This window comes from Luteitalea pratensis (assembly GCF_001618865.1).
GTDB lineage: Bacteria > Acidobacteriota > Vicinamibacteria > Vicinamibacterales > Vicinamibacteraceae > Luteitalea > Luteitalea pratensis.
Window position 1 is genome coordinate 2670260 of sequence record NZ_CP015136.1, and the last position, 12828, is coordinate 2683087.

General features: G+C 66.8%; 9 protein-coding genes and 1 pseudogene. 5 read left to right on the forward strand and 5 right to left on the reverse strand.

The genetic code is table 11. From position 1 onward, the window contains the following. Positions 1 to 30: 30 nt before the first annotated feature. Together LuPra_RS10995 and LuPra_RS11000 are read right to left on the reverse strand one after the other, a co-directional pair. A complete protein-coding gene (locus LuPra_RS10995) occupies positions 31 to 1734 on the reverse strand; it encodes a hypothetical protein (protein WP_110170776.1) in 1704 nt (567 codons plus the stop codon). Between the two features lie 119 nt (positions 1735 to 1853). Next, positions 1854 to 3137, reverse strand: a pseudogene (locus LuPra_RS11000) (BamA/TamA family outer membrane protein); the annotation flags it as partial. A gap of 206 nt (positions 3138 to 3343) precedes the next feature. Here LuPra_RS11000 and LuPra_RS11005 point away from each other — a divergent pair. The 4 genes from LuPra_RS11005 to LuPra_RS11020 are packed head-to-tail and all read left to right on the forward strand — an operon-like array spanning position 3344 to position 6429. Beyond that, a complete protein-coding gene (locus tag LuPra_RS11005; protein WP_157899007.1) occupies positions 3344 to 3700 on the forward strand; it encodes a putative quinol monooxygenase in 357 nt (118 codons plus the stop codon). Positions 3701 to 3732: 32 nt separating this feature from the next. Next, positions 3733 to 4305, forward strand: a complete 573-nt coding sequence (locus LuPra_RS11010; protein ID WP_110170779.1) for a DUF4136 domain-containing protein — start codon at positions 3733 to 3735, stop codon at positions 4303 to 4305. A gap of 8 nt (positions 4306 to 4313) precedes the next feature. Then, positions 4314 to 5696: an NTP/NDP exchange transporter gene (locus tag LuPra_RS11015; protein ID WP_110170780.1), complete on the forward strand. Its 1383-nt coding sequence runs from the start codon at positions 4314 to 4316 to the stop codon at positions 5694 to 5696. A 46-nt stretch (positions 5697 to 5742) separates the two neighbouring features. Further along, positions 5743 to 6429 (forward strand): hypothetical protein, encoded by a 687-nt coding sequence (locus LuPra_RS11020; protein ID WP_110170781.1) that lies wholly within the window; start codon positions 5743 to 5745, stop codon positions 6427 to 6429. Positions 6430 to 6533: 104 nt separating this feature from the next. On the opposite strand, the gene LuPra_RS11025 is transcribed toward LuPra_RS11020, so the two are convergent. From LuPra_RS11025 to LuPra_RS11035, 3 genes are all read right to left on the reverse strand, one after another. Next, complete coding sequence (locus tag LuPra_RS11025) at positions 6534 to 7115, reverse strand: hypothetical protein (RefSeq protein ID WP_110170782.1); 582 nt, start codon at positions 7113 to 7115, stop codon at positions 6534 to 6536. Positions 7116 to 7352: 237 nt separating this feature from the next. Beyond that, entirely contained in the window at positions 7353 to 8831 is a 1479-nt protein-coding gene (locus tag LuPra_RS11030; protein WP_110170783.1) for an alpha-amylase family glycosyl hydrolase, read from the reverse strand. Then, the gene (locus LuPra_RS11035; RefSeq protein WP_110170784.1) at positions 8828 to 11617 is read right to left on the reverse strand and encodes an MGH1-like glycoside hydrolase domain-containing protein; all 2790 of its coding nucleotides are present in this window, start codon (positions 11615 to 11617) and stop codon (positions 8828 to 8830) included. Before LuPra_RS11035 ends, LuPra_RS11030 begins: the two co-directional genes overlap by 4 nt. 233 nt (positions 11618 to 11850) lie before the next feature. Between LuPra_RS11035 and LuPra_RS11040 the strand changes: the two genes are divergently transcribed. Further along, positions 11851 to 12789, forward strand: a complete 939-nt coding sequence (locus LuPra_RS11040) for a transporter (RefSeq protein ID WP_110170785.1) — start codon at positions 11851 to 11853, stop codon at positions 12787 to 12789. The last annotated feature ends 39 nt before the right edge of the window (positions 12790 to 12828 follow it).

Consider the following 12828-nt stretch of genomic DNA (forward strand, 5'->3'; position numbering starts at 1 on the left):
CTGCAGGCCGCAGGCTGCAGCCTGCCATCGTCAGTGGGTGGCTGGCCCTGGTTCCTTCGGCGGCAGGCGCTGAAGGCCGACCAGCGTCCAGGCGGCGCCGTCGCGCCTGAAGTGGACCTTGATCGGGCGCGTCCAGGCGGGGTGGCCGGGGTCGGTCGCACTCAGTTCCACCTCGATGAACGATCCAGCCGTTGTCGGCAGGCCGGCAGGCGCCTGCATGCGCAGCTGGCTGCCCGACGTCTGGCCGATTCGCGTGGACGTGCCGGTGGCGTTGTCGAAACGTCCCCAGACGGCGGTGTAGGTGGCCGGTGCCGGCGCGAAGCCGTACTGCACGGCGGCGTTGCCGAACGTCAGCTCACCTGTCGCGCTCAGCACGGGATCCACGATCGGGTTGATCTTGGGCAGGTAGGCGCGGCCGATCTTGTCGCGCCGGACAATCAGGGTGTCGGCGAGGTACTTCTCCTGCGCATCGTCGCCGAGCTCGCCTGTCTTCACCACCGCCCGTATCAGGTCATCGGAGAACGCCATCACCCGCCGCGCGGCCCAGAACGCGTCGTCGTCGCGCATCTCCACGAAGGCCTGCGTCGGCGCGCGCGGCTTCCACGTTTCCGGATCGAACGAGTCGCCCTCGAAGAGTCCGATGCTCGGGTAGTCAGGGTACTCGGCGGTCTGCCACGGGCTCAGTCCGAAGCCGAACGTGAAGAGCCGCTTCCTGGTCGGGCCACCCTCGTAGATGTGCTCCCAGCCCTCGTTCGCGTCGTGCGGACCGGCCGCGCCGACGCCGAACGTCGAGCCTACATCCTGCAGGTAGTGGCGCACGATGCTCCGTCCCCCCTCGGTCACGACCGTGTCGAGGGTGTTGCCCGCCTTCATGTCGGTGAGGTTGGTCCACGCGCCGAACACGCGCAGGGCGCGCAACTCACGCCGATGCTCGTGCGGCACGATGTCGTTCGGATCGTCGGGTCGTGTCCCCTTGTAACGGAAGCCGCCGATGACCCTGCCCGGGAGCAGGCGTCCGGCCGCGGCCCTCACCGTTCCGTCGGGCTCGCGCGGGACCTTCTCGAGCAGTTCCCGCACGTCGTCCTCGGTCATCGGCGTACGCTTGCCGGCTGGCCGCTTCTTCGTGGCCTTGGGGTCGATGGTCGCGCTGCCGGGGGCGAACGACGTGACGAAGTACTCGACCTGGTTGTAGCCAAGTGCCCAGAAGATCTTGGTCGAGATCACGACCGCCGCCGTGGCGCCGCGCGGGTTGGCCTTGGCGTCGAAGGACACGAACCACGTCTCGCCGTTGGCATCCTTCGCCGTGAAGCCAGGGGCCATGCCCGCGCTCTTCTCGCGCGTCAGGGTCCATTTCTGCGGCGCCGGCGCCGGTCCGGCGACGGGCCCGCGCTGGAGTTCCTCGGCCGTGATCGGCCGGCTGCCGATGCGGTTGGTGAACCAGCTCGAGTCCGGTACCTCGTCGACCGTGTTGAGATTGCCCGCCGGGGTGTTCGTCGGTTTCTGTCCCGCCGTGTTGAACAGCTGGTACGCGAGGTCGTAGAACAGGTCGATGTCCCACTCCGCGGCGCCCGAAGCGTCCGCGCTTGCGGGTTCCCGCTTGATCGGGTCGTCGCTGTAGAACCGGGGCGTCGCCGTGCGCGAGGAGCCCTGCGCGGCCGCCAGCAACCCGGCGACGACGAGCGCCGCCGTGGCGTTGCGTGTGAGGCGCGATGAGATCAGGTGTCGATGCTGCATGACGGCTCTCCTCAGAAGCTGGCGCTGGCCGCGAAGACCAGGTTGAAGCCTTCGCTACCCTTCGCAAGCTCGATGCGCACCGGGGTCGCCAACGGCCCGTGCAGGCGGAAACCGATGCCGAAGTCGGTGTGCAGATCTTTGAAGTCGAGGTCCGACTTGCGTGCGGCCACCTTGCCGGCGTCGAAGAAGATGGCGGTGTCGATGAAGCTGTTCACCAGCACCCGCCACTCGGCCTGCATCAGCAGGCTGTGCCGATCGCGGAACCGCAGGTTCTGGTAGCCACGCAGGTTCGAACCGCTGCCCAGGCCGGGCAGCATGAAGAACGGCACCTGGTCGTCATTGTCGCGCATCGTTGTCTCGACGCGTCCGCGCAGCGACAGGACCCAGGCGTCCCGGAGAATCGGGATGTGCTGGACCGCCTCGTAATTGACCTGCTCGAAGGTGTACGCGTCGTCCTGGTCGCCGTAGTGGTGAAGCGTCACGCCGTAGTAGCCGCCGCGGCGTGCGTATTCCGGGCTCAGCCGGGTGTCGATCGCCACCGTTGCCTGGGAATGCAGGTAGGTGACCTTCGCGTTGAGACCGTTCACGTCGCCGTACACGTCCCCGACGGTCGGCGTGTCGCCGCCTTCCCCCGGGAACTGGTCCCATTGCGAGAACTCGGTGCCGCCGGCCAGGAACAGGGCGCCCCGCGTCGGCCGTACCTCGAGCAGGCCTCCCACGTAGGGCTGCCGGAATCCGTAATTGCTTCCGGCATCCTGATCACTGTCGTTGCCGACGCCGAAGAAGTTGACCTGCGGCGCCTCGCGCCAGCCGCCGAGGACGGAGAGTCTGGCGCGGCGCCCGAACAGCCGCGGCGCGACGTACTCGGTCTCGATCCGCTTGTAGTTGCTGAACGTGTAGCTGCCGCGCACGTCGAGCGTGTCGTAGTCGCGCACGTGGGCGAGGTAGCCGGCACCCAGCGTGAATCCACCGCCGCCATAGGCGCTGGTGAAGAACGGGTGCCACTTCACGTTGCCGGAGAGGAACATCTCCTCGAGCTTCTTGACCCACATCTCGGCACCGTTGGGTTCGTACGGTGCGAGCTTGCCCGCCTTCTCCTGCTGCTGGGCTTCGATGGTGCCGGCGCGCGTCTCTCCGTCGGCAGGCGCCGGCTGGGCACGGACGCCCGACGCAGCAGCCAGGGTACCGAGCGCGACGACGAGAGCCGCGACGCCGGTACGCCCGCGTGGGATCGTGCGGAACGCGAGCCGGCCGGTGACGGCGTGAATCATGTGCATGTCTCCTGGAACCGTGCCCGCGGCGCCCGAGTCGATGGGTGCGCCGGCGGTTCGGCCTTGTCGTGCGTAATGGAACAGTCGTGCCAGATCGCCGCGTCCCCCCGTTTCGGCGTGACGGAAGGCCATCGCACGCCTTTCGGGTGATGCCGGACGCGTCCAGCCTCCGCCCACGCGTTGTGCGGGACCACATGTTGACCCGACTCGGGCCGACTTGTAACCTCCGCAGTACGCTATGACACCCACCGTTGCGTCCAGGGCGCGGTTTCCCGCACCGTTTCGGCCCGGCGTCGCCACGGTGCGTGCTGGCAGCAGATCTGCTATCTCGGACAGACGTGGTGCAATTGCTGTTGCGGATCACGGCGGTGCCGGGGCACACCGACGTCCTGCTGCAGGCACTGCGCAGCGTCATGCGCAGCGTGCAGGTGGATGCGGCCTGTGTGGACGCGCAAGTGCTCGCCGACGTCGATGACCGGAGTGTCCTCTGGTACTGGGAGGACTGGTCCGGCCTCGCCGCGTTCGAACGGCATCTGCGCTCCGAACGCTTCGCTCGGCTGTTGGCGGTGCTCGAGACCTCCTCGACCCTGCCGCTGCTCGAATGCCGCGTCGTCACCGAAATCCGCGGGCTGGAGTACCTCGCCAGCGTCCGCGGCGTCGAGGTGTCCGATGTGACCGGGCAGATGCAGGACTGACGTCAAACACGGAAGGACCAAGGATTCAGGACATGCGGAACATCAGCCGTCGCTTCATCGTCGCGCTTGCCGCGCTCGCCCTGGCGGGCGGCATCGCGCAGGCCCAGGACGTCAAGTACAACTACGCAACCGGGACGGACTTTGCCAAGTTCAAGACCTACCGGTGGATCGACCTGCCGAACGCCGAGAAGCCGGACGCGATCGTGAACCAGCAGATTCACGACGCCATCGACGCCAACCTGGCCAAGAAGGGGCTCACCAAGGCCACCGGGGAAGACGCAGACCTGCTTGTCGCCTACCAGCTCGCCGTGACGCAGGAACGTCAGTGGAGCGCCTACAGCACCGGCGGCTACGGCTACGGCGGCTACGGCTGGCGGTACGGCGGGATGGGCGGGATGGGCGGCTCGACGACAGCGACCAGCAGCACGCTGCACGTGGGGACACTCGCGTTCGACATCTACGACACCGCCGCGAAGAAGCTGGTGTGGAAGGGAACCGCGACCAAGACGCTCAACCCCAGCAAGGATCCGAAGAAGAACCAGGAGCGGCTCCAGAAGGCGATGGACAAGCTGCTCAAGAACTTCCCGCCGAAGGAAAAGGATTAGGCCATCCCGTGAGCGTCATCGGCGAAACAGGTCCGCCCGCGCACGCCGCCGGCAGTACGCCACCGGTGGGCAAGTCGCTCGTCGCGCGGCTGTTGTCGCCGATTGCCGACATCCACACCGGCGAAGAAACAAAAGCGTTGCTGCTGACGCTGCTGATGTTCCTCGTCCTGGCCGCGTACTACGAACTCAAGACCGCTCGCGAGGTGTTCATCCTCTCGGAGGGCGGGGCCGAGGTGAAGAGCTACTCCTCGGCCGGGCAGGCGTTCCTGCTCCTTGGTCTCGTGCCGGCGTACGGCGCCTTCGCGTCCAAGGTCAACCGCCAGCGGCTTGTGACGTGGGTGACGTTGTTCTTCGCCGCGAACGTGGGGCTGTTTGCCATCGCCTATGGCGCCCACCTGCCGATCGGCATCGCGTACTTCCTCTGGGTCGGGATCTTCAACGTGATGGTCATCGCACAGTTCTGGGCGCTGGCCAACGACCTGTTCACCCCCGACCAGGGCAAGCGGTTGTTCCCGTTGATCGGCGTCGGCAGTAGCCTCGGCGCCTGGGTGGGCTCGGTGCGAGCCGGACACCTCGTGAGCGCGCAGGGCCCGATGCGCCTGCTCCTCGGCGCCGGCGTGATTCTCGTCGTCTGTGCCCTGCTGGCGAGCGTCGTGAGTCGTCGCGCGCCGCGGCCGGCCTCGGCGCCGAAGTCGGCGGCGACCGACGACGACAAGCCGCTCGGCAAGGCGGGTGGCTTCGAGCTGATTCGGAAGGACCGGTACCTGCTGCTGATCGCCCTGCTCACGGTGCTGCTCAACGTCGTCAACACCTCCGGCGAATACCTGCTGGGGCGCTACGTCGTCGAGCAGGCGCAGGCACTGCACGGCGCCGGCCCGGCGGGCGCGGACGCGCGGCAGGTGTTCATCGGGGCGACCTACAGTCGCCTGTTCAGCATGGTGAATCTGATGGGCTTCCTGCTGCAGATGTTCGTGGTCTCGCGCGTGTTCAAGTACCTTGGCGTGGGCAAGGCCCTCTACATCCACCCGATTGTCGCGCTCACCGGCTACGGACTGTTCCTGACCGGCCCGTCGCTGTCACTGATGACTGCGGTCAAGGTGGCCGACAACAGCCTCGACTACTCGCTGGGCAACACCACCAAGCAGGCGCTCTGGTTGCCGACCAGCCGGGAAGCCAAGTACAAGGCCAAGCAGGCCGTGGACTCGTTCTTCGTTCGCGCCGGCGACGTCATCTCTGCCGGCATCGTCTTCGCGGGGGAGCGTCTCGCCCTGGCGGTGCCGGTGTTTGCGACGATAACGTTGGTTCTCGCGGGGGCATGGCTCGGGACAGTGGCCCTGCTCAACGTCGCCCTGCGGCGCAAGACCGACGAGACTCACGTGACCGGGCTCTAGCAGCCATATATCCGAGGCAATCGTTTACAGGAAGGATGACAGGATCATGACACTGACCACTCGTTTCACCCGCACGCTCGTTGGTGCCGCCGCGCTCGGGGCGCTTGCCTGGGCACCGCTCACCGCGCAACAGGAACGGCAGGTGCCTGCCTCGCCACCGCAGGCGGGCACCGTCATCACGAAGAAGGACCCGCTGCGGTTCACCGCGTTCGGCGTGAACATGCAGCGCGGATTCAGCGGCACGATCGACATCGGCATCGAACGGTGGACGAGCGACGCGGAGCGCGCCTCGTTGCTCGACGCGGTGGCAGGGACGACCGAGCAGCGATCGTCGCAGGACAAGCTGGTGAGCGTCCTCCAGGACGTGAAGCCGCGCGCCGGCTACATCCGATCGGCGCGCTCGGTCGGCTGGGACATCATGTATGCGCGCGAGAACATGCTGCCCGACGGCACGCGCCAGATCGTCATCGTTACCGACAAGCCGGTGACGTTCTGGGCCGCGGCCAACTCGGCGCGGACCATGGACTATCCGTTCACGATGGTCGAGATGCGCTTTCCCCCGGGGAGCGACAAGGGTGAGGGCAAGCTGCTGAACCAGACGTCGATTTCCACGAAGAATGGCCGGCTCGAGCTCGAGATCTACGGCCAGGAACCGACGCGCCTGACGCAGATCACCCAGCAGAAGACCAAGGCCATGAAGGAAGCCGAAAAGGCCGCCAAGAACAAGAGCTGACTGCCTTCTGCTTTTTCGGGACGGCCAGGCGGGTGGGCTCATGCGCACCCACCCGGCCACCTCACCGCTCGGATCGCCTGACCGGGCCACAACCTCAACGGGCTTCAGAACGACAGCACCAGCCCCGCGGTGAATTCCGCCTGCCAGATGAGGGACACGTCCACGCCGACGAGGCAACCCGCACCGCCGCAGACGCCAGCGCTGGTCCAGCCGTTCATGAACACGGCATAAACGCGTCCGTCGAGGCGGACGCCGAGGTGTCGCGTCGGCATCAGTTTCACGCCGCCGCCCGCGGCCGTCGAGAAGCGCAGTTCCGAGTCGCCCGGCGCGCCGAAGCGCGTGAGCCCGATGGTGCCGATCAGGAACGGACGCACCGCACCGGCGCCGAACTCCTGCGTGCCGCCTGCGTGCCAGTGATCGACTGACAGGCGGCCGAACTCCGTGGCCCGTCCCCAGGAGTCCACGGTCTCGACCTCTGCGTCCTGGTGCGAGTAGATGAAGGAGAACGAGAGGCCGCGCTCGATGAACACGTCGACCACGCCGCCGACAGTCGCGGCGCCGTCGATGTCGAGTGCGCTGCCGGTGTACACCTCATAGAGATCGCCGCCGAAGCGGTACCCCACGAACGGCGAGACCTCGACCGTCTGCGCGTCTGCATGCGCCGTGAAGCCGCCGAACAACAGCATGCCGGTAAGAACAGCGCAATGCCGGAATGCCGCGCATGCCGAAAATGTCGAGTTCTTTGACTGGAGCAACGCCCATCCCGAGGGTCCAGGGTCGATCACGTGTCGCGAGCCCACAGTCTCGAGTCCCGACATGGGCTATCGATGCGTCGACCTGAAGTGTCGACGCCGACGACGCCCAGGGCAATCGCGAGTCTCCAATCCCGAAGGCCGAAGGCCGATTGCCGTGGGCCGCCGCCCTCATACCCTGGTGATCGTGAAGGCGTGCCGGCCCCACGGCGGGAGGTCGAGGTACAGGCCGCGGCCAGCCAACTCGGCGCCGTCGCGGTCGTACGCTGCGGTGGAGAGCCCATCCTGCAATCTCCACGTGCTGCCCACGAGTTCCGGCCACGGCACGGCGAGACGGCATTGCGAGTGGTGATCCGCGTAATTGACCACGACGAGGTGGCGGGCATCGCCGGAGCCGCTCCACGCGTACGCGATGAAGGCGTCATGTGACTCGTTGCCATCCCACGCCGAAACTGCGCCGAGCAACTGCCACTGCCCTTCGCGATACGCGGGCCGGCGCAGGCACGCGAGCAGGGCGTCGTAGAACGCGCCGATCGCCTCGTCGGCCGGTTCCGCGGGGCCGCGTCCGAGATGCATCGGAATGCGCACCCGCTTGCCCTCGCGCTGGCCCTGGTGGACGAAGCGCAGGCCCGGTGAGAGGAACGTGATCACGGCCGCGGCACGATGCCGTTCCGGCGGGAAGGTCGCCGCGGCGCGGGGCTCGTCGTGGTTCTCGAGGAAGCGAGCGAGATGATCCTGGAAGTCAAGTCCGGCATACAGGTGTTCGCGCACCGGCCGCGCCGAGCCGTGCTCGAGCCGATCGTAGAGCCGCTTGTCATACGTGAAGTCGAACCCCTGGTGCTGGAGCGTCCACTCGAGATCCCAGTACACCTCCGCCATGAAGACGAAGCCCGGTGCCGCGGCGCGAACCGCGGTCGTGGCTCGCGGCCAGAAGGGTTCGGTGGCGATGTTCCATGTCCGCTGGAACACGTCCGGCAGGACCAGCATCGCCATGTCGCACCGTACGCCGTCGCACTGTCTGGCGATGCGGTGCAGTTCGCCGATCAGCGCCTCCTGCAGCGCGAGGTTGCCGTAGTTCAACTGCAGCGTGTCCGGCCAGCCCGCGAAGTAGGGATCTCGCCCGTACGCGAGGATGCGCGACCCTCCGGCCACCTCTATTCGTGTCCAGTTGTGCGGCGCGTCGGCGACCTGCGCCTCGGTGCCCTCGATGAAGAAATCGGGGTGCGACTCCACCCACACGTGGTCGGGCGCCACGTGGTTCGGCACGAAGTCCAGCATCAGCCGGAGGCCTCGACGACGCAGGCGGTCGCGCAGTCGCGCGAGCGCCTCGTCGCCGCCGAAGTCTGCGTGGACGTGGTAGTCCTTGACCGCGAAGCAGGACCCGGTCACGTCCGCATCCCGGAAGTCGGGCAGGACGCGGTGGTACTCGGCCAGCCACTCGGGGTTGGATGCCGACACCCGCCGTGCGGCCTCGCCCGTCTGCCACACGCCGAGGAACCAGACGAAGTCGAAGCCGTCGTGCGCGAGCCGATCGAGCTCCGCATCAGGCACGTCGTCGAGCGTCGCCTGCCGGCCGAGCGTGGTGCTCAGTTCCGACAGGCGGACACGCGTGTTGATCTGGAACAGCGACGGATAGCGGGGCGTGGTCATTGCCGTGTCGAGGCCTTGCCGCCGACCTGTTCACGGACCAGGCGTTCGGCCAGTCGTTCCTTTTCGGTCGTGAGCATGTCCTTCGCGTCCATCCGGCCGAACAGGTCCATCAGTCGCGCGACGATGCCCGTCCAGCCAGTCTGGTGACTGGCGCCGAGCCCGGCGCCGTTATCGCCGTGGAAGTACTCGTAGAACAGGATGTAGTCACGCCAGTGCGGGTCGTTCTGGAACTTCTCGCATCCCCCATACACCGGGCGGCGGCCGTTGGCGTCGCGAACGAAGGTTCCCGTCAGCCGTCGCGAGATCTCCTTGGCGACCTCGAACAGCGTCATGTGGTTGCCGGATCCGGTCGGGCACTCCACGGTGTAGTCGTCGCCGTAGAAGCTGTAGAAGTTGAGCAACCCCCGCACGATCAGGCCATTGACCGGCATCCACACCGGACCCCGCCAGTTGGAGTTGCCGCCGAACATCCCGTTGTCCGACTCGGCCGGCAGGTACCGCACCTGAAACTGCTGTCCGGCGGTGTGGAAGACGAAGGGATGTTTCTCGTGGTACTTCGACAGCGACCGGATTCCGTGCGGGCCGAGGAACTCGTTCTCGTCGAGGAGATACCCGAGAATGCGCGTCAGCTTCTCCTTCGACAGCGGCGACAGCAGCCGGCGGTTGCCGACCCCCACGAAGCCCTCTGTCGTCGGCGCCACCTTGGCGATCACCTGCGGATGCCGCTTGCGGAAGAGGGCGATCAGTTCGAGCAGCCTGGGATGGTTTTTCGCCATCTCCGGCTCGATCACGGTGCTGGCACAGAGCGGCAGCAGGCCGACCAGCGAACGCACCTTGAGTCGGAATGCCTGGTTGTCGGGCAACCGCAGCACGTCGTAATAGAAGCCGTCCTCCTCGTCCCACATGTCGTCGCCGTGCTCGCCGGTCTTGTCCATCGCGTAGGCGATCCAGATGAAGTTCTCGAGGAACTTGAAGGCGGTCTCCTCGTACTTCTTGTCGCGCGCGGCCAGGATGAGCGCCATCTCCAGCATGTTCTGGCAGTAGAAGGCCATCCACGCCGTGCCGTCGGCCTGTTCCAGTGATCCGCCGGTCGGCAACTGCGCGCTGCGGTCGAACACGCCGATGTTGTCGAGGCCGAGGAAGCCGCCCGCGAACACGTTGCGGCCCTGCGGGTCCTTGCGATTGACCCACCAGTTGAAGTTCAGCATCAGCCCCTGGAACGAGCGCTCCAGGAACTCGTGATCTTCGCGGCCGAGATTCGTCTCGACTCGGTACAGGAACAGCGTCGCCCACGCGTGCACCGGAGGGTTGACGTCGCTGAAGTTCCACTCGTAGGCGGGGATCTGCCCGTTGGGGTGGCTGTACAACGTGCGCAGCATCAGCAGCAGCTGATCCTTCGCGAAGTCGAAATCCACCAGCGACAGCGCGATGGTGTGGAAGGCCAGGTCCCATGCCGCGTACCAGGGGTACTCCCACTTGTCGGGCATCGAGATGACGTCGCCGTTCAGCATGTGGAACCACTCGGCGTTGCGCGGCGCCCTGTGGCCCGTGCCGAACAGCGGGTGCGCGTCGTGCTCCTTGAGCCAGCGGTCGACGTCGAAGTAGTAGTACTGCTTGGTCCAGAGCATGCCGGCGAGGGCCTGCCGGTGGACGCGCTGCTCGTCCTCGTTGAGGGTGTCGGCGGTGATGCGCCCGTAGAACTCGTCGGCCTCCTCGATCCGCTGACGGAACACATCGTCGAAGCCCGTGCCGAACGCCTCGCCGTCGCCGTTGGCGCGCAGCCGCAGCTGAATGACCTGGCTGCCGCCAGCAGGGACGTCGAGCACATACAGGGCGGCGGCTTTCGTACCGGTGCCGGCCGGGTTGACCGCGTCACGCTCGCCGCCGATCACGTACCGGTGGAAGGCGTCCTTCACATACGGGCTCGGGCTCGGCTGACCCCAGAGCCGCTCGCGATTACTCTCGTTCTCGGTGAACAGGAGCTCGCGCGCGCCCTCGCACGCCAGGGTGTAGTTGCCCAGCTCGGGATGGGAGGCGACGATCGTGCCGTTGCTGGTCCCGAGCATCGGCTTGGCCGCGCCGTCGTCCCAGGACCACGTGTTGCGGTACCACAGCGTCGGCAGCACGTGCAGGTGGGCTGCCTCCGGGCCGCGGTTGTGCACCGTGCAGCGGATGGCAATGTCGTCGGGCCCCGCCTTGGCATACTCGAGGAACACGTCGAAGTAGCGGTCATCGTCGAACACGCCGGTGTCGAGCAGCTCGTACTCGAACTCTTCGCGCGAGCGGCGGACGTTGTTCGCGACCAGGTCATCGTACGGGAACTCGCGCTGCGGGTACTTGTACAGGTACTTCATGTACGAGTGGGTCGGCGTCGAGTCGAGGTAGAAGTAGTACTCCTTGACGTCCTCGCCGTGGTTCCCTTCGCTGTTGGTGAGCCCGAACAGCCGCTCCTTCAGGATCGCGTCCTTGCCGTTCCAGAGGGCGAGCGCGAAGCAGAGTCGCTGCTGGTCGTCCGAGATGCCGCCCAACCCATCCTCGCCCCAACGGTAGGCGCGGGACCGGGACTGGTCGTGGCTGAAGTAGTTCCAGGCGTTGCCGTCCTGGCTGTAGTCCTCGCGGACCGTGCCCCACTGACGCTCGCTCAGGTACGGGCCCCAGTGCTTCCACGGGACACCTGCCTCACGCGCGTCGTTCAGGCGCTTCTGTTCACGGACGTCCACGAAGGGGGCATTGCCACCGCTTCCCGACAGGCCGCGGCCCTGCGCTCCCGGCTGCGTACTCGCCATACTTCGGTCCTTTCTGCTCCTGCGCGCACGTCCAGCGTAGCGCCTCCACGTTCCCGGAGCGCGTCGCGTGGAAACTCCCAAATCCGGGAGCCTCGGGCCTCGACCTGGGGGACGCCCCCCGGCCGCGCTGGCCCAGACCCCTTTACATGGAGATAGTTGTGCGGACGAGCCGCGCCATTGGCGTAGCGTGTCCATTATTGACGCAGGCATGGAACGTGCCAGTAGACCGCGTGATGATGAGACAAGCGGCCCTCGACCGTGTCGTGGCGAGACTGGCAGCCGGCACGCTGGCGGCCAGCGTCCTGGCTGCCGCGCCCTGCCGTGCACAGGACCTCGAGCCCCGCGCCTATGCAGCGAGTCCGGCGGGCGCGTTCTTCCTCGTCGCGGGACTGTCGCGGTCGACGGGCGAGGTCCTCACGGACCCGACGCTGCCGGTGAAAAACATCGACGCCACCATTTACGGCGTGCCGCTGGCGGCCGGCTACACCTTCGGTCTGTTCGGCCGGCTCGCGCTGATCACGACGGCCATCCCCGCGTCGTACGCCGAGGTGAGTGGGGAAGTGGGTGAGGAGGCCCGAAGCATCACGCGCACCGGGCTCGTGGACATGCGCACCAAGTTCTCGGTCAACCTCACAGGCAATCCGGCGGTGGGCGCCCGTGCCTTCATCGTCTCGCCGCGCAAGGTCATCATCGGCACCAGCCTGACGGTTGTCGCGCCCACGGGGCAGTACAAGGACACCCAGCTCATCAACCTCGGCGCCCATCGATGGGCGTTCAAGCCGGAACTGGGCGTCAGCGTGCCGAAGGGCCACTGGGATTTCGATGGCTATGCCGGCGTGTGGCTGTTCACCGCCAACGACGACTTCTATCCCGGTGGGCGACGACGCTCGCAGGACGCGGTCGTGGCGATCCAGGGGCACACGAGCTACACGTTCCGCCCACGCCTCTGGGTAGCCATCGACGCCACGTGGTATCACGGCGGCAGTGCCCGGATCGATGGAGCCGACCCGACCGGCGAATTGAACAACTCGCGGATCGGTGCCACGCTGTCGCTGCCGCTCGCGAAATCGCAATCCCTCAAGGTGGCCTACAGCTCGGGCCTCGCGGTGCGCACCGGCTCCAATTTCAGGACCCTGAGCGTGGGCTGGCAGTGGCTGAAGCTCACGAAGTAGCAGCCCGGGCGTCGGCGATGGCGACCGCGGCCGGTTGGT